This is a genomic window from Bacillus sp. REN16, from assembly GCF_020731355.1.
Taxonomy (GTDB): domain Bacteria; phylum Bacillota; class Bacilli; order Bacillales; family Bacillaceae_L; genus Ferdinandcohnia.
In genome coordinates, this window is sequence record NZ_JAJFZK010000002.1 from 354,993 (window position 1) to 374,597 (window position 19,605).

The following is a 19,605-nucleotide window of genomic DNA, read 5'->3' on the forward strand; positions in this document are numbered from 1 at the left end:
AAAGATAACCCTTTACGAATGGATCCTCGATATTAACTAGTATTGTACAGGTTCGGTTGCTTTTACTGTTGAGGCGGATTTTTCCTTTATATTGGAAGCCTGTCTTACAAATAAAGCTAAAATGAACGTAATAACTGAAATTCCAGTAACAAAATAGAATGCATATTTTATACCTGCGGCTTGATTTCCGGCTCTGATGCAGCAGGAACCGCGACCACATGACTACCTTGGCCAGCCGTAAATAGCGTAATCGCGATGGCTGTCCCTGCCGCCCCAGCTACTTGATTCAAGGTGTTCATAGCAGCCGAACCATCAGCATATAATTCACGTGGCAACTGGTTTAGTGCGTTTGCTTGTGATGGCATCATGACCATTGATAACCCAAGAAAGAAAATTATAAATGCCACTATTATTTGCCAACCAGGAGTTGATGCTGATATTACGGATGCAAACATGAAATTTCCGATCAAAATAACTGAGGTACTGGCGAAAATCTGCGATTCAAAATAAAGTAACAGAAATGGCTCACTATGTTGGAATGCGGATATCGAGAGTAAACGCTAGAAACACAAGTGCGTTAGCATATGATGGTTCTGGAGCAGTAGAACGCAACTATAAAAAAGACCTTGCCGCATTTACAACGGGAAAGGTATATCATGCTGACCTGTCGGCCAGCTATAACATTTCAGCTCGTTATTTTATTCGAGCTTACCAAAAATCCATGTCTGAAAAGTCGTGGTTGTCCTTGCAGGCAAAAGTTCCTGTATTGGCAAAAAGAACATTTCAAACCTTGTCTTCATTAATTAGTCTTATCCAGGCACTAGAGACACCGAAGGTGGCTTAATTGCTTGGTATGTACTGTATTTAAGATAAGGGGTGCTCCATCAAAATCTATGATTTAGTTGGAGAGGTTCACTAATCATGAAAATGACTCCTTGTTTCAGCTTTGGACTGCGTCCATGAATATGGTAGCAAGGCTGTCAGGGTAAATCAAGCCATAATTCTATCCAAAACCTCTTGATGACATTTCCGTCTTTACAACCTTATTAACAACATCGATACCAGTTTTTTTCTATTTTCAAAGATATTTCTATAAAACTTGATAATGCAGGAGAACTTCGGAAATTACAATTTTACGAATACTTCAAAGTGAAATAATATATAGATACTAGTAAAATATCTTAATTCAATTTGGGTATAAGTAAAGAAAGAGGGAAGGTGCATTATATTGATAAACGAAGACATGGTTATACAGCAACTTGACTTCATCAGGCAAATCACACTATATGAAATGGTAAATTTATCGGAAGAACAGGCAGACCAAATGCCAAAAGGATTCAGCAATACAATCCGTTGGAATCTTGGTCACATCTACACGGTTCAAAATATGTTTCTTTCAAAATATGGCGGGAAGAAAATAGAAACTCCTCATCGCTATCTTGAACTATTCGCCCCAGGGACAAGGCCGGTCGATTGGGAAGGTGAAGTACCGACACTCGATGAGTTGAAACAACTTCTAGTTGAACAGCCAGCTAAGATGAAGGAAGCTTTAATAGGACAGTTGCAGGATAAGGCTGTAAAACCTTTTAAATCATTATCAACTATTGGAGAGTTACTACTTTTCACGATTTATCATGAAGGAATGCATGTAGGAACCATTAGAGGGCTAAAAAAACTCATTGTAGAGTAAAGTAAAAAGGATGGATTACTTTATTCCAAGACTAAGTTGCTTTTCTAAAATAATCAAAGCCTAATTTCTATGTGCTGCAAGCAAGAAATTAGGCTTATAACTTTTCTTCGAAACTTTACAACCAAATAAGGTCAGGTTTAGCTTGAAACTGAATGAGTATAGTGCCTTTATAATTTAAGAAACTAACTATTTTGAGCTTGCATGAGTTCATATATTTTACGAGCAGTATTGACATTTCTTACCGTAATTTGTTTGTATACCTTAGTTCCAATGATCTTTGACATTCCACTTTTGGTCACATTTTTCTTCTCAACGGACCATAGAATCGCACCCGGAACATATTTCACCTTGTCAATATTTGGTTTAATGTCTAAATTCTTTAGTACAGATTCATCATCAATTTCATCCCATAAAAACATGACATCACTTTTCATATCCTTATCATTTTTCCATGAGTCAGGTATTTCGTTAATGATTTCTCTAACATCATCGAGGTTGCGAACTACTACTTTAATTTGTAATCCGAAATCCTTATGTATGGCCTCTTCCAAAATATATGCAAGATCCGTTTTTGATTTACCTTTATATGAAAAAATAATATTACCTGTATTGATGTATGTAACCACATCATTCATCCCGGTTTGTTCAAATGTTTGTTTAAGCAACTTCATATCAATTTTATTTTTTCCACCAACATTTATCCCTCGTAGAAGAGCAACATAAATCATGGCTATCCTCCATTCCACTTTAATATCCTATTACTAAATTCATTTTTATAATCGAGATTGACCTTAATTCTTCCCTAGTTGTGAGTATTTCAATAGGACAATCTATTGATTCATTACAGAATATCCTATCCAACCAATTAATATAAAGTTTGGTGCAATCAGTAAGATGGATAACCAGGTCTTTCTTTTGGCAAGAGATACTGCAGCTCCCACATAAAAAAGCGGAAAGATGAGCCCCCAGACTTCAAACCGTGGTGTAGCTGCCAGATATAGTGAAAGGGGTATTAGTAAAACCGAAGAAACGACAAGTAATATTGGCTTTGTTTTACGTACTGCTATTATTGATAGAATAAGTGAAGCAATCATAAACGGCCAAAATAGTAGTGCCATAGAAGCCTCCTGCTTTCTTATAAATTTTTTTCTCTCTGTCTTTTTTCGATGTACACCCAACTATAATAAATAATCCAAAAAACGACCGGGACGAGGAGTACATTATGCCGTTGGCTTGATGGAAGTATATATAACAAAATGAGCCCAACAATTAGTGTTGGTAACAAAAGTATGAAGTATTTCTTTTTATGCAAGATAATCCCCCCTCGAATCTTTTATTCAACAAAAAGAAGTGTTACTCCTGCTTGGATAACACTTCTTTAGTCCATTTATGTTTTTAAAATGAGCAATATAACGAGGAATATAATAAGTCCGATCATAAAAATGGTACCTAGACTTGCGCTGTATACAACATACACATTCACATGAAGAATCACATGGACAATCAGGACAATAAGTATCAAAATCAGCAATAGGATTGCTGCATGAATATTTTTATTTCTTTTCAAAAAATCAGCACCTTAGTAAAGCAAATTAGGAAGGCTTGTAGTATAACGTTTATTCTTTAGGTAATGACATTATTCCTAATAGATTTAAGTTGGTTTTCTGATTTCCAATGTCCTACTTTTTAGTAAGCCGATAGATACCTAATAATAAAAATAGAACACTTACTGCCCAAGTGACACCTGCAACTCCCATATGGAATGACGCTTCTTCTGAGGCCATACTGGTTTCATGACCATAAGTGTTTATTGACGTGAGAAGATTTTCTCCCGCAAGGCCAAATAATACTATATAAATAAGGAGATAAGTAAAAGAACGGAAATCAAATCTTTTGCTAATCCAGACACCAAGCAAAAATATGAATTGGGTTGCCATTACACTCCAAAATCCCCAATAAAGCATTGGATACACTTCTGCTTCTAAAAACATGTAGCTTCCTCCATAATTAAGAATGAGGACGCCAACGTCCAAATCCACCCTCAGTATTTATAATTTGCCCAGTTATCCATGAAGCTTCATCTGTTAATAACCATGCAATTAGTCTTGCGGGGTCTTCTGGCTGACCCATTCTTCCAAATGGAAACATGGGTTTCAGATTTTCCCACAGTTCCTTTGTCATATACCCAGTGTCAACAGGTCCTGGGTTCACTGTATTGACAGTTATATTTTGATCAGCTAGTTGGTCGGATATGGTTAACGTAAGGTCTGCAAGTGCACCCTTTGATGCGACATATGCGATTTCCCCCAGCATTGGCCCTATTCTTTGACCCGAACTCATGAAAATGATTCTGCCTCTGCCTAATTTAGAATCATGCTGTTTCGCGAAATATTGTGCCAGTAAAATAGATGAACGTGCATTAACGGCCCAGTGTTTATCAAGCATTTCAACTGTTAACTCCCCAATTGGACCATCACTGCCACTCATCGCATGATTACAAACAAGGGCATCTATATGACCACTATGATTATTGATTTCATCCATCACCCTTTTTGGTTCCTCAGGGTCATAAAAATCCCCGCTTAGGTCATACAGAAACGCATCGTCAATTAGCTCAGCTTTTATGCCTTTTACTACTTCATTCAAATCATCGGAGCCCCAGGATTGTTCGTTATCGTGAGGCTGGAAATGATGAATAATCACAGATGCTCCCCATGCTGCCACTTGACTTGCGGTCGCATAACCAATCCCTTGTCGACGGCTAACTCCAGTAATTAGTACTCTTCTACCTTTAAGAGGGTATAGATCTCGAATTAATTCACTCTTCATCATTGACCTCCTTTAATTTGCTTAACTGCTAGAATATGAGTTTCTACCCCGCATTTTTTTCGAATGTTTTTTCGGGCTTCAGCAGGTGTTCTTGCGTTGACTGTCTCTACCTGTGATTTACCGTCTACCTCTATTTCGACAACAAAGCATTTAGCACCACATCTCAAGAGAACCTCTCCTTTTGTTTCTGTTTAACAATTGCAGGAATCGTTAATACGAGTAACAAAACCCCAACAACTAAATATTTTCCCTTCCCCTCATAGGAGATCATTAAGATTAGTTCCCAATAATTCCTCGGACCAGAATTAGCGTCTTTACTAAACGGATATTCAAAAACAAAAGGCAGGAAACCAAAAAATGTTATTAGAATTCCTATCACTAAGAATAAAATTAGAATTTTCTTCATAACACACCTCATATGTACATTCCATTTTGATCCAATTTTAACACAACACTGCCATTTTCTATTATATAATTTAATCAGTCGCAATAGAGTTAAAAAGAACCATGATACTTTCGTCCTGTTTTATTCAATTAAATAGTTTCATATACTAAAAGGATAATGAAAGTTAAGGATGTTTAATATGAGAAATCTAAGTTGGCCAAAGCTGCTTGCATTTGCTGCCTTTATTTTTATTTGTTTTACAATTTACGATAACCTTCAGGAACATAAGGCGTTCCTAGAAGAAGCCGAGCAAAATCAGGTCGAAGAAAGGGTTTGGCGTAAGTATGTGGTGAACCGGCTATTGGAAGGTCCAATCTATTCCGTCCAAATAGGTGCTTTACCTGAAAGTAGTATCCCCACTAAACATAATGATTCGATGGTTACGATAAGTCGGGATTTATTCGAGCAGGTGAACGTTGGAGATACCATACCAGGCTACGACGTAGAAGGAAAGTTCCACACAGATGCACTGCTAAAAGAGGAAGTTCGCTGGTTTTATATCTTATTAACCGGTTTTAGTCTGTATCCAATCGGCTATATTTTGTATTGGCTCTTCAAGGTTAAAGTTATATGGGAATTGTTCAGTACCATTTCAAGGCGTTTATACCTAGATAGAATCGCGGGTTTTGTTATTCCCTTTCTTGTATTTGGCGGCTTGATCGCAGCACTCCTCCTTTTTCTTTCAACTGAAACAAAATCAGCATTTGAAAATGGATATGAAAAATACTTTGGAAAAAATCATGCTGAAACAACTGCTCTTATAACAGAACATGGGTTTGATAGAAGAACGTCAAAGTACGACAGTAGTGAATACTACATCAGCTTGATGTATCAACCCAAAGACCATGATCCAATTTTTCTCGTAAAAGGTGTGACATGGCATAGTTATAACAAATATACGAATGAGATACCAATTATTTATAATATCGATAACCCATATCAGGTCTTTGCCAGAGACATGGATTTAAGCGATTATACGAGTGTCCTAATGACGGACACCGTTTTCATTACCTGTATTTCTGTCATTTTAATCTTTTTGTTGAGTTGGATTCCATTTCTATTATGGAAACGGAAAAGTCACAAATCACAAAAGGACCATCCATTTTAGACCTGGATGGCCCTTTTTTACTCTTAATCTCTTTCTCTTGCTTTTTGTGTATCACGGATGTTTTTTTGAACGGTAATGGCTGCAAAGATACTCAGAACAAATGCCATTCCATAAAATCCTTTTTCACTTAATACGATACTTCCTGCATTGTATAATCCAATGGCCATCAATGAAATGGACACAATCAAGGCAACCCAGCTAATCCCATAGTAAATACTTGTCACTGGAATTCCCTCTTCTTTATCCCTGACTGCTTTTTGTAACGAAACCGATGCGTAAAGACCGAATATCAAAATAGCAAAATAATACCCTTTTTCATTCAGTTCCATTGCTGCGTTAAATAAACCAATGAGATACGCGGAAACACCTACCAACAACGCTCCCCACGAGGCCCCTTTAAAAGCTGCGGTCGGTTCCCCTTCTTTCCGTTCCAGCTTCACCTTTGGCTTTTCCTGTTTTTCTTTATCCACAAAAACCTCATTCTCCATTAAATGTCCCCTCCATTTTTCAGCTAAAAAAGGAAGCACCCCAGATTCCCTGTGTGCATAAATCCATTATACAAAAATCTTTTACAAAAAATGATCTTTTTTTCGTTTATTTCCAATTGAAATTTCTAAGATTCCAAATATTTTTTTAACACTCTATATCCACCGATTATGACAAAGGAAACAAATCCTAAAATGATCAAAAGTCGAATCACGAAATGATCAATGATAGAAAGTGCAAACACCATGGTTATCAGGGAAATACCTACAATCGCCCCAAACTTCGTATAACGAATCGCATCATCTGAAAACTCCGGATCTTCTTTGTACATCCATCTTTGTCCGAATAGCATGCTTTCCTCGGGATAAAAATAGGTCCAAATCAGCACTGCATATAATGGAATCATCAATATAAAAAAGAGAATGACATCTGCCAAAGCAGTCCCCCCTTGGAATGGAATAACCCTTTCTAATATATACGATAAAACCCATCATTTGGTTTCAGATTATTCCGTATATTATTTAATACCTATTGAATGTTATAAACATCTTACCAAACTAGTATTTTTATTGTTAAAAAATCCATGATTCAGTAAGTGCCCAAAAGTACGTGGGGCAATTACCCATTTTCACGGCAGAACGTGGCAATTTATTACTAGGTGAGTATACTGTAGGGAATCTTCACGATAAAGAAAAGGAGAATGAACATGGAACTAAATCTTAATAACGTTAATGCGGCATCTTTCCAGAGCCCATATGTAGCGCCACAACCAACTCATATGGCCCCTAGCTATGAATTAGCTGCTCCAAGTTATGGTTATGGATATGGTTGTCCAGAACCTTGTAACAACGATTCCTTCGTATTAATTGTTGTGCTGTTTATCTTATTAATCATTGTAGGAGCTTGCTTCTATCGTTAACCTTTAACACCACACAAAAAACAAGAACATATCCCATGTTCTTGTTTTTTTGAGAATATTTATTCAAAGGATTCTGCCATTCTAATTAACTGTTTTTTACTAACTTCTTTTGGCGTTATTTTAGGGTAGTAGACGATCTCATAATGCAGCCCATCATCCTGCCAGGATAAGATTCTTTTTCCATTTTCATCTGGGACAAATAATCCCGTAAGATGCATATGGAGATTTAGTTATTCATATATTGGAAGTAGGACAACCATTCTTAAAATTGGAGGGGATCATGTTGGATACCAATGAAAAAGTAGCACATGCGAAATCGGATAACAGAAACTATATACGTGTTAATAATAATTTTCAGTTTACGATTAATTTTGGTGATTCGTTAAATTTACTAGCTCTAGTCGCAGGAGTATTTTTCATTCGAACTCTCTCTAAAAAAACTAAGCCACAAAAGGATACTAAAAGAAAGAAGGCGCTGATCCTTCCATAGATCACCGCCTTATCGTTATTGAACTCCAATACAATAATGTTGCCGAAGATGTTAAACCTCTGTTTTTTCTAATCGTGTGATTCTTTCTTCTAACTCATTAATCCTTTGTTGTTGTGCTCTTATTAATTTCAATAATTCTTCGTATTCGTTGCTTCCTGTGCTTTTTTTTACCTCGTTCCGTTCAAATGATAATCGTTCTCCAACAATTACAATTTCCAAGCTTTTCCCCGTTACTTCTTCTACTGTTTTAGAAATCAGCGACTTATAACGTGAATCGAGCCAATCAGCTTGAAAATCATTTTGCGCTTTTACAAAAACAACATCTTCTTTACATTCCGCGACTGTGTTCGCTAGCCAAGTCTCAAAACTTGGTTTGGAAATTTGATCACTTATGCGATATAAAACCTTTTGCCAAAATTCCATTACAACACCCCCCTTAAAATATTTTACATTTTCATCTATGTAGTATTATTTTACCTAATATTCCAAGAGTAATGATGAATTTTCTTTTTAAAAAAACGAGAAATCTTTTGAAGGAAGGTAGTTCTAGTTGGAAACACATAAGGTTTCTACTATTTTTCAATTATAATTTCAAACAATATATTGGCTCCGGATGGTGCCCCTCTTCTACCTCACCAGTCGGTTTAAAACCCGCTTTTTCATAGGTTCGTATTGCACGCTCATTGTTATAAATGACAGATAAATAGATTTCAGTGCATTGATATGTACTTACCATATCCTCAATAATTGCCTTCAACACAGGTGTTCCATAGCCCTTCCCTTGAAACTGATGTCCTAACATCATACTAATTAACTCATATCGGTCTGTTTCTTTTTGATACCCGTGTGAAGTAAACCCAATTAACGTTTCCCCATCATAAATTGCTTTTGGTGTGAAACCAAATGTTTGGCATACTGCTAGAAAATAGGCATTTGACCCCACCCATCTTTCATAAATTTGAAAATATTTTTCTTGGTTTTCATCAGACTTTAACTTGATGACATCAAAAAAATTTTCCTCTGTTACATCGGCTAGCGTAATCTTCATTGAAGTTCCCCTTTTTAATTAAAAATGATTTACCACCCTAATTAATTCAACAAAAAAAGGGCTCATCCTTCATAAAAACGCTCAAACTGGTAAGTTTTTTTATTCCCTCGCCCCTGTTTTCCCCCATTCCAATGAATTATAATAAAAGAAATATCATTGGTCGGGAGGTATGTAAATGAAGAAATTAGAAGGATATGCAGCAAAAGTACTTAAAGAAATGATACGTGAGGGTGAGTCCATTTTTGAAATTGATGGAAAAAAATATTTTTTCTTTAATTGGGGAGCAAAAGACAACTGTAGCTGAGGATGTAGAAAATGACCCAGTGCTAAAGCAAAAGTTATTGCAAGCAAAGAAAGACATCCTAGACGGCAATGAAGGTGAACTTTAATGGAGATAATATGGACCAATCAGGCTTTAGAGGAATTTAACAATATTCAAAGCCTATATTTCACCACATTTGAAACTAAAGAATATAAAAAAGAATTGTTAGATTGATTCCCCACAAAAAACCTCCAATCCCAATCGAGATTGAAGGTTCTATTTATCTATTTTTCTCTTAATCTTAATGGACTAATTTAGGACAAGTTCCTTTTCTTTTTTTTCGACCAGTCCTAGAGCTTCTCCGGCTGAAGCATTAATTTTAGCAAGGAGGTCTGGGTGCTCCATAAGAGATATTCCAAATGAAGGAATCATGTCTTTGATTTTTGGTTCCCATTCTAACATATGCTCCGGGAAACACTTCTTGATCACTTCTAGCATAACATGAACAGCTGTGGAAGCACCTGGTGATGCACCTAATAAGGCTGCAATAGAGCCGTCAGCTGCGGTTATCACTTCTGTTCCGAATTGGAGTGTTCCTTTGCCGCCAGCTTCGGTGTCTTTAATGACCTGAACACGCTGACCAGCCACAACTAAATCCCAATCCTCACTCTTAGCATTTGGGATGAATTCACGCAATTCTTCCATACGCTGTTCCTTTGTTAATAAAACCTGCTGAATCAAGTATTTTGTTAAAGACATTTCTTTTACACCAGCAGCTAACATCGTTAACAAGTTATCATGTTTTACAGACGTGATTAAATCTAGGTTTGAACCGGTTTTTAGAAATTTTGGCGAGAAGCCCGCAAATGGTCCAAATAATAATGATTTTTGATTGTTGATGTATCTTGTGTCAAGATGCGGAACAGACATTGGCGGCGCACCGACCTTTGCTTTTCCGTACACCTTCGCGTGATGCTGATTAATGACTTCAGGATTTTTACATACCATGAAAATTCCGCTTACCGGGAATCCACCAATATGCCTTCCTTCAGGGATACCGGATTTTTGGAGTAAATGAAGACTTCCTCCACCGCCGCCGATGAAGACAAACTTTGCCTTGTGGTGTTCAACTGAACCGCTAGTTTCATTTTTCACCTTTAAATCCCATAAACCGTCATTTGAACGTTTTACATCTTTGACGCTATGGTTGTAATTAATTTTGACATTTTTATTTCTTAAGTGGTCAAACAACATGCGTGTTAAATTTCCGAAGTTAACATCCGTGCCAGAGTCTGCTTTTGTAGCTGCAATTGGCTCTTTTGATGTGCGCTCCTTCACAATAAGCGGTATCCATTCCATTAATTTTTCGGGTTCATCCGAATATTCCATTCCTGTAAATAATGGATTATTTGATAACGCTTCAAAACGTTTCTTTAAAAAATCAACGTCTTTTTCACCTTGCACCATACTTATATGTGGCAGCGGCATGATAAAATCCTGTGGGTTACGAATAAGATTATTCTTCACAAGATATGCCCAAAATTGCTTGGAAACTTGAAATTGTTCATTTACATTAATTGCTTTTGTAATATCTATTGTTCCGTCTGGTTTTTCAACGGTGTAGTTAAGCTCGCACAGTGCTGCATGCCCTGTACCGGCGTTATTCAATTCTTGAGAGCTTTCCTCTCCTGGCTTGTCGAGCTTTTCAAAAACGGTAATGTTCCATTCAGGCACCAATTCCTTTAAGAGTGTTCCTAATGTCGCACTCATGATACCAGCGCCGATTAAAATGACATCTGTTTTAGTTTCTATGTTGCTCATTTTTATCAACCTTTTCTTTGTAAATTTAGACAAAAAAGATGAAGGCGGTCACAAAATCGAGCTCATCATTGTCGGATAACCTCTTTTTCGTCGCAATCAATGCCATATCAGGATGGCAGTTTTTAAAGACTTATAATTCAATAATATAAGATAATTATAGGCTAGTTAAAAGCCGGTTAAAAGTGAGAAGTTCATCCACTGGTTCCAAGGGGCTCCAATGGCCCAGTTTGGCTTTGAGAAAATGTTAAACCAGTTTTGCCTTGTCTACTAAACACTCACTCTTCATTTTTCTTTAATCATTATACCACTAAAAAACAGTATAAACATCAGATTGGATTAAAAATTAATCATAATTATTTGATAAGTGGGAGCGCTTTTTTAGTTAATCATGCGAATACTATTGTCGACATTTCTGTTTTATCATCTTTATTTTTTGTTCTGTCAGCTAAAATTCTTTTTTGTCGCAATAAACCCGCATTTTCAGATTAAAATGCAGGTTTATAGAAAATATTGATATGCTTTTATAGCAATCCAGATGAACAGGAGCGTCCAGAGCAGAATAATAAGCGATCCTGCAACCCAATTCTTAGGTTTGCCGTTTTTCATTAATTCTTCTGCTTTTACTTCACAGTCCGTTATAACAGCCTTTGGGATCATTTTCATTGCGAACATAATTCCAATGGGGACAAGAATGACCTCATCCAAGTATCCAAGGACTGGAATGAAATCAGGAATAAGGTCGATGGGACTGAAAGTATAAGCAACCACTCCCGCTGTAAAAAGCTTCGCATACCAAGGTACACGTTCATCCTTGTATGCAAAGAATAAAATGTAGATTTGTTTTTTTAAGTTTTTTGCCCAGTTTTTGATTTTCTCCATAAGTCACCTATTTATTTTGATTCCATATTTTATTCCTTCTTTAATAAGGTGTGAATTCTTAAATAGGCTTCCCAATTGTTACCATATTAATTCTTTTTCAATTGATCCAATAGTTTAATTAGTTCAGGGGTAAAACCTTTAACAGCGCGATCTCCCACAACTGTTACAGGTACACCTAAGAATCCGAATTGTTCCACTTCTTTTTGGAAGACTTCGCTTTCCGCAATATTTCGAACGTCAAATGGGATCCCATTTTCAGTGAGGACTTTTTTTACAAACGTACATTCAACACAATCATTTGTCGTATAGACAATTACATCATTCGCCATTACTTAAATTCTCCTTTTCTGCCGGCGGGCCAAATTTCCCTGAATGGAAATCGCGATATGCTTGTTGGACTTCCTCCATTGAGTTCATGACAAATGGGCCATATGCAACAATCTCTTCCCTTAGCGGAACTCCTGATAAGACAAGGATTTTCGAACGACTATTTGCTTGGATTTTAAACTCGCTATCGTTTGCACCGTTTTCATTAAATGTGAGAGTTGCTGCCCCGGTTTTTTTCAACGTTGTTTTACTTTCACCAAGTTCAAGCTCACCTGAAAGTACGTAAACGAATGCATTTTGATTTTCGGGTAAAATGTGATCGCAGGTTGCTCCTTTTTCTAACGAAATCTCAGCCATCGTAATTGGTACCAGGCTATTCATTGGTCCTTTAACACCTGCAACTTCTCCAGAATATACCTTTACTTTTCCACCTTCGACTTGGACAACTGGCGCATCCTCTACGTAAACATTTTGGTAGGTTGTTTTCGTATTTTTTAATGAACTTGGCAGGTTCAACCAAAGCTGGAGTGTATGGGCGATATCGTCGTCAACTGGTTCTTCTGCGTGTCTGGCACCACTTCCGGCATTCATGTACTGGACGTCCCCAGCTTCTAAGATTGAATTGCCGCCATGGTTATCAATGTGTTCTAATCGTCCATCAATGACATACGTAATTGTTTGAAATCCACGGTGCGGGTGGTCTGGAAATGCTCCATGCTTGTACCAATCTTCCGCCATAATTAAAAAAGGATCAAATTCCTCAAACCGATTCGGCGGCAGCACAAAACCTTGTTGTACATGCGGATTGCCATTATTGTTGTATTTTACATACCAATGATCTTTTATATCTCTTTTAAAAAGGGAACTCAATTTCGTCCACTCCTTTTTCGTTTTCTTCACAGTCTATCCTATTTCCATTTCATTTTGCCATGTTAGGGGGATTTGTACAAAAAATTTGTTTCACTCATAAACTGCCTGGTATATTTTTCCGTATTAAAATATAATTAAAAGGGTGTAAACAATTCTGACAGTTCCCATAAAATACTTACTCCCTTTTAGGAGGTTTTCGATGGTACTCATCCTTTTATTATTATTCTTAATCCTTAATGGAATAGATAGTTTCATAGGTAAGCGGTTGGAACCAGGATATAATGTGGCAGAATCGGATGGTAAGGTAAAATTCCGTGTAGGGGGCATCCTGATCATTATCTTGTATTTTGGGATCGCATATACAATGTTTGATTTGGAAAATTTGAACCATGCGAAATGGCTACTTATCTTTTTTCTTATTTCATTTTGGGGATTTCAGTCCTTCATGGAATGGAAATATGTAGAGGGGAAAAAGTTTAAGTTATCCCTTTTACTAATGGCAGTAAGCGCGATTTCTGTCTTTGCTATTTTTTATGTAAATGACATTATCACGCATACCACTTTTGGTGAGGAAATAAATGAGTTATTAGAAGGGGAAGAAACGAATAAGATAACCATTCTTTGGCCGAAAGAAACGGAGAACAACACAGACATATACTTAAGAACCACAATAGATGATAAAGCGATCATAAATACATTGATAACTGAACCTTCAGATATGGACCTTATAAAGTCGGATTATACGAATTTTAATTTGCACGAGATGAAAATAACATTTTTCCATGATAACAAATCTTCCATGATCTTTTTAAACGAAGATTATATTGAGATAAATGGAGAGCATTATGAGATAAGTGGTGAAAATAGACTTTACAAGATGATCGTAAACAAAGAGCTAGAGTGGGTACAGGATGAATGAAAACATAAAATAAGCCCCTATGGCTTCGCCTTAGGGGGTACTTAATAAAGAGTCCATTTCTTCGTCAGAAACGAATTTCCATTTTATATCTTTCCATACTTCCTTATCCATAGCTTCAATAAGTAGGTCGATTTCATCATAACTAAACTTAATAGCATGTTCGTTCATGTAGCCCACCAAACCTTTCACTATATGATTCGGATGGGCTTATCTAGGTTTGAGGGTCAAGTTCAAAAAAATGTTGGAGGAAAATATGAAAATCACTCAGTCTAATAAATTTCGAAACTTCGCCATTACCGAATGTAAAGGCTCAAGTAGATTATATGAATTCTTGTCCTTAAAAATTGCCGAGGACGACGACCTTCTGGAGTTAGCTTCACATGCACGTGAAGGCCAGCCTTCGTCCAACCTCATATTTGGTGCTGTACATTATCTTTTATTACAAGGAATGGACCATCCCCTTCGAGAGTTTTATCCAAGTTTAGTCAAGAATCCTCGAAAAGTGGAGGAATCCTTTTTACCTTTTAAAAATTTTTGTCTTACATTTTCTGAAGAGATCGTCCAGCTTTTGAAGGAAAAATTAGTTCAGACAAATGAGGTTAGACGGTGTTCCTATCTCTTCCCAGCCTTTCAATCAATTTATGATATTGCCAAGAAGCCATTGGCGTTAATTGAAATCGGGACCAGCGCTGGGTTGCAGCTGTTATGGGATCAGTACAGCTATTCCTATGGGACGGATAAGGTATACGGCAATAAGGATTCTGCATTACATATTACCGCAGAGGTTAGGGGAGACAAGACTCCTAATCTGCAGGACTTCATTCCACCAGTTGCTGCTCGTATCGGCATCGATCTTCATCCTATTGATTTAAGAGATAATGAAAATGCCCTTTGGCTTAAAGCCCTCATTTGGCCAGAACACCATGAAAGACGTGCTTTGTTTGAAAAAGCAGCGGAATATGTGAAGGCAAATGAATTACGGTTGATTAAGGGGAACGGGGTTGAATTGATTCGGGACCTGTCAAGTGAAATTCCAAAGGAGTACGCAGTTTGTGTATTTCACACTCATGTCGCTAACCAAATGCCGTCTAATGTGAGGACTAGTTTGCTAGAGCAGGTTCAGCGTATTGGAGCCGTGCGCGAGATATTTCATCTATATAACAATATTCTCGATCGAAACCTACATCTGGATTATTATCTGGATGGGAAAGAATATAAAAATGTTGTGGGTGAAACCGAAGGACATGGAAGCTGGTTTACGTGGGAGTTGTGAAGCTTTAAAGGCATTTAGGGATATTCCAAATGCCTTTAGCTCCCTAGTATAAATGAGGTATTTACATTAAAAACTTAATTTATCCTTGGTAGTTAGACAATTATCTTATTTAACCTCTAAAATTGTATATATCCCTGATTTAAAACGGTATTTTATATCATACCTTTCACCAGTATTAAACTGAGAACAAAAGTCTTCTGCCTTCCCTTTGCTCTCGTCAAAATACTGAAACATTGTATAAGGGTCATTGACTTTACATTCGTAATAACCATCACTATTTTTTTCGTTTGTAACGGCTGTTTCCTCAACCAAAATGGAACTTTCTTTTTCATAGGAAGGTCGCAGCTTATTAGATACCATTGCTCCTATAATGATCACAAGTCCAACGATACCAATGACTAATGCTTTCTTCTTTTCCTTCTGTACCATGAACATAAGGACTGCACAACCTAGCGCACCAATACCAATTGCATACAAGGCCATTAATAGCAAATACAAACAATCATCCCCCTTTTTCAAAATTTATTTCTTGTAAACTCTAAAGGACTCCGCGATTTTGATAATTTCTTCTCTTGGGATTGGTTCTTCTCGGAAGCTGGTATTATCTTTGTTTTTAACGAATACATTGAGGTGATAGTTTATGCCTTCCTCAATCCAAAAGAGCATTTGAGCATTTCCGTTAAACATATAATAGGCAGTACTGCCATTGCTTAATTGAACGTTTTCATAATCCTTCGTATCAACACTTTCTACCGTACTATCTGCAAGAATGAGATGAATGCTTTTAAAAGGTTCTTCAAAAGATAGGTAGCTAATATTTTGAACATGAAACTTCGGATTATCTGGCTCTAATTGTTTGAGTTCACCATCCTCTAAAGATTGAGGTCCTAAGTATTGTTCCATAAATTCAACCTCATGTACTACAAAAGGTGCATACGTAGGAAGTTTAATCTTTCTCTCAATCATTTGAAGTTCCTTTATTTGCATAATCTGTTCTTCACCCAAAAATGCCTGGTTTGAAATTGGATTTTGTGGCAATGTCCAAATGAAAAAGACTAAAAGCGCAACTGCTACTAGACTTCCAATTGTATGAAGGGGCCACTTTATATTTTTCAACGTCTTTTGCACAGGATGTTCCTCGAAATTCATCAATGCGTCGTGTATCCTATTTTTATCTTCAAAACCCAGTTTGGCTGTTGGCATTGATCGCAGTTGATTTTCCAAATGTTTATTCATATGTAGCACCTCCTACCCGCTGCTGAAGGGCAATTTTGGCTCGATGATAGGTTGACCTCGTTTTGTTTTCGCTCCATTGCAGAATTTCTGCCGTTTCCTGAACTGACAAGCCCTTTATTCCTCTTAAAACGATCACGTCACGATAGCTAGATTTTAAGGATTGAATCGCTTTATATAGCGCCCTGTTTTCTTCCGATAAGTGAAGTAGTTGCTCTGGTGTTCGATCCGTCCTAGGCTCATGACTGGAATCAAGTGACAACATTGTTCTCCATTTATTTCGATTTCTTCTCCTGGTTTCATCAATCGCGATGTTTCTGGCAATACTGTAGAGCCAAGTTCTTGGATTAGAGTTCCCTTTAAAGGTATGAAGCCCCTTCATTGCACGAATAAACACCTCTTGGACTAAATCCTCAACATCTGCTTTTCCCAATCGATACAACAGGAAATTGTAAATGTCATCACTATATTGATGGAACCAATCTGAAATGATCTCTTTATCTCCCATATCCAAATTTTCTCCCCAATTTATTTTTCCTTTTATACTATTAGACGATATCCCTTCACAGATATCGCACTTTTTCGAAAAGAATTTTAAGCTAAGCAAAAAAAAGCCACTTTCCTTAGAAAATGACCACTATTCCCATCCTTTTATGTATTTTATAAGTATCATGATAAATGGAAACAAGAGCGTGACTACTAATGATTGTATGAACGTTAGGATGATATCCTTCTTCCACGGATTGCTTTTTGGATAACGGTTATTAATTCGTTGAAAAAATAGAAACACCGCCCACCAACACAATAACACATAAAAGGCGTCACTTATGCTATCGTAAATCATTAAAGGAAAACCCCCTTTTACACAGAATTTTCAATCAAATGTTTATTTCCCTCCATTATCACATATTTTCTAAAAACTTGTAATTAATAAAAAATATTCCAACAATGATGGTAAAATAGGATTAGAGATTTTTAGAATTGGGGGGGTTTTATTTGAAGCAGAAAATATTCTGGGCGAGTATTTCGATCATCATCCTTAGCTATTTTGGAAATTATTTTTATTTCCAATCGAAACAATTGGATTCCCCAGTTTTTTTGGAGCATTTTTATGAGCTCACCTTAAATGAAGAAGATGAAACGACGCTCACTTTCTATTACTTAACAAACAAGTCGGATACGTCGACAGCAAACTTTGTAATGATTAATGGCATTGAGACTGTTCCCGTTTCAAATCATGACTTTTTTATGTGGGATTCGCAAGCTCCTCAGTATGTTCAGGAATTTACTCATCATTATTTAAAAGCAGTTTCTGTGTCGTTCCCAACCGAGTATGAAGGTAATGAACCTCTTTCTTTTTCGGAAATGGAGGTCCATTTTTCAGATGGAAAAACCGTTCAAGCGGATATTGGAGGAGTTATCCTTCATAAAAGGGGCGAAAATCCTGAAGTGTTTGACTTCCGAATGGGTTCAAGCAGCAACCAGCACACTTCCGAAACCTTGCTGGTATCAAAGCAGCCAGTCACCATTGAAAAAATTGAGATTCCATTTACTGAGAATATTCCGGATAACGTTCTACTAAAGGTTGATCGTGAACAGAAAAATTTACGAAAACTTGAAAATCCTATGGAGGTTTCTGATTATCCTGAGTGGTTTAATCATGAACGCGATAAGGAATGGAGTGACTTGCCTGGTGTTTTACTACGCGATGACTTATTACCTTTTAACCTAGAGCAAAATGAATATATCCGTTTCTTCATGCAGTTTAATCCTGAACGGGACAGCTATTTCCAGTTTAGTATAAAACTGATTGGACAAACGGAATCGGGAGAAAAATTTGTCAGTGAGCTTCCGATAATGAATCATCCTTATTTAGACCAGAAGGCAATTAATCGAATCATTAAGGGTAAGGAGCGTGATAGCAAATGAATTTTAAGCGTATATTCTGGGGTTATATTTTTATTCTTATCGAAATCCATTTGTTTGTCATCGATCTTTTGCCTGATCCAATTGGATATTATTTTATCTACTCAGGAATTAGTGCAGTTTCGCCAGAAAATCGAATTGGCAACAAGCTAAAAAAACTTTTGATTGTACTCATGATTATTAGTATTCCGACCTTGTTTATACAACAAAATGATTTAGGTTCATCCGCTGGAATTTCACTTTGGGATCATTATTCATTCCTCTTTGAATGGTTAAGATTAGTTCTTGTATATTTTGTTTTTCGCTTAATCATGGAGTTTGTTACTACAATCGAGGATAAATTTATAGCAAGCAGAAGCTCGCGAATATTTAAAGTTTACATGACGGTAATGCTGATCATCACATTTACACATACATTTGCGATGAACCTTTCAAACAACATTATAGTAGGATACCTATTCCTTACAATCCCTTTAGGGTTTATCATGGAGATTATGTTTTTAGTACTAGTATGGAAATTGGACAAATATAAGGGATCTGGTGGCTTTCCTCCCCTATACAACAATAACGCCAATTATTTTCCTAACGATTTTTATTCAGACCAAGAATAAGGAGTATTTGAATGGACTTTTTTAATAGATTAAAAAAGAAAAAAATGAGGGTATTGGAACTTCCAAAATGGGGTGCTTACCTAAGGGGTGAGTGGGAATCCCATTTTGCCGCTCACCTCAACGATGCGGAAAAAAGAATCATCCATTTAAACTCGAGCAACGGGTATTTGTGGCATCTGTTTAGTTACGAAAAAAAGAAGTGCTTTGACGGAGATGATGCTGAGGAAGCTTTTAATCTTGAGCAAAAAAATAAATGCTATATCTTTTACCAGCATTGGGACTATGCGCTCCTTGTTGAAAATGCCTCAAGGTTATGCGCAAGTGACCTGGGTGACGAAACCGATATTTATGTTGTGGATAAAGATTTTAGGTGGACTTTTGTAATTACGCACGAAACAGGTTGGTGTGGTCCATATTTTAGTAGGAAAGATAAATAAAAAAATGGTCGTTAATTCAGCTGGATTAACGA

31 protein-coding genes are annotated in these 19,605 nt (G+C 36.8%); 11 read left to right on the forward strand and 20 right to left on the reverse strand.

Annotated elements, in window-relative coordinates; all coding sequences use genetic code 11:
• Nucleotides 1-167: 167 nt before the first annotated feature.
• Nucleotides 168-407, reverse strand: coding sequence for a hypothetical protein (locus LKW28_RS03650; protein ID WP_229138978.1), 240 nt, complete (start codon nt 405-407; stop codon nt 168-170).
• A gap of 113 nt (nt 408-520) precedes the next feature.
• Between LKW28_RS03650 and LKW28_RS03655 the strand changes: the two genes are divergently transcribed.
• Together LKW28_RS03655 and LKW28_RS03660 are read left to right on the forward strand one after the other, a co-directional pair.
• Complete coding sequence (locus LKW28_RS03655; protein ID WP_229138979.1) at nt 521-844, forward strand: hypothetical protein; 324 nt, start codon at nt 521-523, stop codon at nt 842-844.
• A gap of 384 nt (nt 845-1,228) precedes the next feature.
• On the forward strand, nt 1,229-1,690 hold the full coding sequence (locus tag LKW28_RS03660) for a DinB family protein (protein ID WP_229138980.1): 462 nt from the start codon (nt 1,229-1,231) through the stop codon (nt 1,688-1,690).
• A 182-nt stretch (nt 1,691-1,872) separates the two neighbouring features.
• On the opposite strand, the gene LKW28_RS03665 is transcribed toward LKW28_RS03660, so the two are convergent.
• From LKW28_RS03665 to LKW28_RS03695, 7 genes are all read right to left on the reverse strand, one after another.
• Nucleotides 1,873-2,418, reverse strand: coding sequence for a DUF1697 domain-containing protein (locus tag LKW28_RS03665; RefSeq protein WP_229138981.1), 546 nt, complete (start codon nt 2,416-2,418; stop codon nt 1,873-1,875).
• Between the two features lie 102 nt (nt 2,419-2,520).
• The gene (locus LKW28_RS03670; protein WP_229138982.1) at nt 2,521-2,808 is read right to left on the reverse strand and encodes a hypothetical protein; all 288 of its coding nucleotides are present in this window, start codon (nt 2,806-2,808) and stop codon (nt 2,521-2,523) included.
• Nucleotides 2,809-3,077: 269 nt separating this feature from the next.
• The gene (locus tag LKW28_RS03675; protein ID WP_229138983.1) at nt 3,078-3,257 is read right to left on the reverse strand and encodes a hypothetical protein; all 180 of its coding nucleotides are present in this window, start codon (nt 3,255-3,257) and stop codon (nt 3,078-3,080) included.
• Between the two features lie 112 nt (nt 3,258-3,369).
• The gene (locus tag LKW28_RS03680; RefSeq protein ID WP_229138984.1) at nt 3,370-3,681 is read right to left on the reverse strand and encodes a hypothetical protein; all 312 of its coding nucleotides are present in this window, start codon (nt 3,679-3,681) and stop codon (nt 3,370-3,372) included.
• 16 nt (nt 3,682-3,697) lie between these two features.
• Nucleotides 3,698-4,519: an SDR family oxidoreductase gene (locus LKW28_RS03685; RefSeq protein WP_229138985.1), complete on the reverse strand. Its 822-nt coding sequence runs from the start codon at nt 4,517-4,519 to the stop codon at nt 3,698-3,700.
• Complete coding sequence (locus LKW28_RS03690) at nt 4,519-4,686, reverse strand: hypothetical protein (RefSeq protein WP_229138986.1); 168 nt, start codon at nt 4,684-4,686, stop codon at nt 4,519-4,521. Before LKW28_RS03690 ends, LKW28_RS03685 begins: the two co-directional genes overlap by 1 nt.
• Nucleotides 4,683-4,925, reverse strand: a complete 243-nt coding sequence (locus tag LKW28_RS03695) for a hypothetical protein (protein ID WP_229138987.1) — start codon at nt 4,923-4,925, stop codon at nt 4,683-4,685. Before LKW28_RS03695 ends, LKW28_RS03690 begins: the two co-directional genes overlap by 4 nt.
• Nucleotides 4,926-5,103: 178 nt before the next feature.
• On the opposite strand from LKW28_RS03695, the gene LKW28_RS03700 reads away from it, so the two are divergent.
• Nucleotides 5,104-6,072: a hypothetical protein gene (locus LKW28_RS03700; protein WP_229138988.1), complete on the forward strand. Its 969-nt coding sequence runs from the start codon at nt 5,104-5,106 to the stop codon at nt 6,070-6,072.
• A 23-nt stretch (nt 6,073-6,095) separates the two neighbouring features.
• On the opposite strand, the gene yiaA is transcribed toward LKW28_RS03700, so the two are convergent.
• On the reverse strand, nt 6,096-6,560 hold the full coding sequence (gene yiaA / locus LKW28_RS03705; protein WP_229138989.1) for an inner membrane protein YiaA: 465 nt from the start codon (nt 6,558-6,560) through the stop codon (nt 6,096-6,098).
• Nucleotides 6,561-6,685: 125 nt separating this feature from the next.
• Entirely contained in the window at nt 6,686-6,994 is a 309-nt protein-coding gene (locus LKW28_RS03710) for a hypothetical protein (protein WP_229138990.1), read from the reverse strand.
• Between the two features lie 342 nt (nt 6,995-7,336).
• On the opposite strand from LKW28_RS03710, the gene LKW28_RS03715 reads away from it, so the two are divergent.
• Together LKW28_RS03715 and LKW28_RS03720 are read left to right on the forward strand one after the other, a co-directional pair.
• Complete coding sequence (locus LKW28_RS03715; RefSeq protein ID WP_420708806.1) at nt 7,337-7,477, forward strand: YjcZ family sporulation protein; 141 nt, start codon at nt 7,337-7,339, stop codon at nt 7,475-7,477.
• A gap of 280 nt (nt 7,478-7,757) precedes the next feature.
• A complete protein-coding gene (locus LKW28_RS03720) occupies nt 7,758-7,967 on the forward strand; it encodes a hypothetical protein (protein ID WP_229138991.1) in 210 nt (69 codons plus the stop codon).
• Nucleotides 7,968-8,018: 51 nt separating this feature from the next.
• On the opposite strand, the gene LKW28_RS03725 is transcribed toward LKW28_RS03720, so the two are convergent.
• On the reverse strand, nt 8,019-8,390 hold the full coding sequence (locus LKW28_RS03725; RefSeq protein ID WP_229138992.1) for a DnaA N-terminal domain-containing protein: 372 nt from the start codon (nt 8,388-8,390) through the stop codon (nt 8,019-8,021).
• Nucleotides 8,391-8,550: 160 nt separating this feature from the next.
• Nucleotides 8,551-9,015, reverse strand: a complete 465-nt coding sequence (locus tag LKW28_RS03730) for a GNAT family N-acetyltransferase (RefSeq protein WP_229138993.1) — start codon at nt 9,013-9,015, stop codon at nt 8,551-8,553.
• Between the two features lie 175 nt (nt 9,016-9,190).
• Between LKW28_RS03730 and LKW28_RS22900 the strand changes: the two genes are divergently transcribed.
• Nucleotides 9,191-9,319: a hypothetical protein gene (locus LKW28_RS22900; protein WP_267497855.1), complete on the forward strand. Its 129-nt coding sequence runs from the start codon at nt 9,191-9,193 to the stop codon at nt 9,317-9,319.
• Nucleotides 9,320-9,586: 267 nt separating this feature from the next.
• Here LKW28_RS22900 and mqo read toward each other — a convergent pair whose 3' ends face one another.
• The 4 genes from mqo to LKW28_RS03750 form a co-directional block, all read right to left on the reverse strand.
• Complete coding sequence (gene mqo / locus LKW28_RS03735; protein ID WP_229138994.1) at nt 9,587-11,098, reverse strand: malate dehydrogenase (quinone); 1,512 nt, start codon at nt 11,096-11,098, stop codon at nt 9,587-9,589.
• A 498-nt stretch (nt 11,099-11,596) separates the two neighbouring features.
• Nucleotides 11,597-11,977, reverse strand: coding sequence for a YkvA family protein (locus LKW28_RS03740; RefSeq protein WP_229138995.1), 381 nt, complete (start codon nt 11,975-11,977; stop codon nt 11,597-11,599).
• A gap of 86 nt (nt 11,978-12,063) precedes the next feature.
• Nucleotides 12,064-12,306 carry a glutaredoxin family protein gene (locus tag LKW28_RS03745; protein WP_229138996.1) on the reverse strand — a complete coding sequence of 81 codons (243 nt, stop codon included), beginning with the start codon at nt 12,304-12,306 and terminating at the stop codon, nt 12,064-12,066.
• On the reverse strand, nt 12,296-13,174 hold the full coding sequence (locus LKW28_RS03750; protein WP_229138997.1) for a pirin family protein: 879 nt from the start codon (nt 13,172-13,174) through the stop codon (nt 12,296-12,298). The genes LKW28_RS03745 and LKW28_RS03750 overlap by 11 nt, the downstream gene beginning before the upstream one ends.
• A gap of 199 nt (nt 13,175-13,373) precedes the next feature.
• Between LKW28_RS03750 and LKW28_RS03755 the strand changes: the two genes are divergently transcribed.
• The gene (locus LKW28_RS03755; RefSeq protein ID WP_229138998.1) at nt 13,374-14,093 is read left to right on the forward strand and encodes a DUF4181 domain-containing protein; all 720 of its coding nucleotides are present in this window, start codon (nt 13,374-13,376) and stop codon (nt 14,091-14,093) included.
• A gap of 30 nt (nt 14,094-14,123) precedes the next feature.
• On the opposite strand, the gene LKW28_RS03760 is transcribed toward LKW28_RS03755, so the two are convergent.
• Nucleotides 14,124-14,261 carry a hypothetical protein gene (locus tag LKW28_RS03760; RefSeq protein WP_229138999.1) on the reverse strand — a complete coding sequence of 46 codons (138 nt, stop codon included), beginning with the start codon at nt 14,259-14,261 and terminating at the stop codon, nt 14,124-14,126.
• Nucleotides 14,262-14,346: 85 nt separating this feature from the next.
• On the opposite strand from LKW28_RS03760, the gene LKW28_RS03765 reads away from it, so the two are divergent.
• Nucleotides 14,347-15,366: a DUF2332 domain-containing protein gene (locus LKW28_RS03765; protein ID WP_229139000.1), complete on the forward strand. Its 1,020-nt coding sequence runs from the start codon at nt 14,347-14,349 to the stop codon at nt 15,364-15,366.
• A 105-nt stretch (nt 15,367-15,471) separates the two neighbouring features.
• On the opposite strand, the gene LKW28_RS03770 is transcribed toward LKW28_RS03765, so the two are convergent.
• From LKW28_RS03770 to LKW28_RS03780, 3 genes are read right to left on the reverse strand one after another with little or no spacing between them, the layout of a single operon-like run.
• Nucleotides 15,472-15,864, reverse strand: a complete 393-nt coding sequence (locus LKW28_RS03770; protein ID WP_229139001.1) for a hypothetical protein — start codon at nt 15,862-15,864, stop codon at nt 15,472-15,474.
• A gap of 24 nt (nt 15,865-15,888) precedes the next feature.
• Entirely contained in the window at nt 15,889-16,602 is a 714-nt protein-coding gene (locus LKW28_RS03775) for a DUF4367 domain-containing protein (protein ID WP_229139002.1), read from the reverse strand.
• Complete coding sequence (locus LKW28_RS03780; protein WP_229139003.1) at nt 16,595-17,107, reverse strand: RNA polymerase sigma factor; 513 nt, start codon at nt 17,105-17,107, stop codon at nt 16,595-16,597. Before LKW28_RS03780 ends, LKW28_RS03775 begins: the two co-directional genes overlap by 8 nt.
• 488 nt (nt 17,108-17,595) lie before the next feature.
• Here LKW28_RS03780 and LKW28_RS03785 point away from each other — a divergent pair, with 488 nt between their 5' ends.
• The 3 genes from LKW28_RS03785 to LKW28_RS03795 are packed head-to-tail and all read left to right on the forward strand — an operon-like array spanning nt 17,596 to nt 19,573.
• A complete protein-coding gene (locus LKW28_RS03785) occupies nt 17,596-18,528 on the forward strand; it encodes a hypothetical protein (RefSeq protein ID WP_229139004.1) in 933 nt (310 codons plus the stop codon).
• Entirely contained in the window at nt 18,525-19,136 is a 612-nt protein-coding gene (locus LKW28_RS03790) for a hypothetical protein (protein ID WP_229139005.1), read from the forward strand. Before LKW28_RS03785 ends, LKW28_RS03790 begins: the two co-directional genes overlap by 4 nt.
• Before the next feature lie 11 nt (nt 19,137-19,147).
• Nucleotides 19,148-19,573 (forward strand): DUF4275 family protein, encoded by a 426-nt coding sequence (locus tag LKW28_RS03795; RefSeq protein WP_229139006.1) that lies wholly within the window; start codon nt 19,148-19,150, stop codon nt 19,571-19,573.
• Nucleotides 19,574-19,605: the final 32 nt, after the last annotated feature.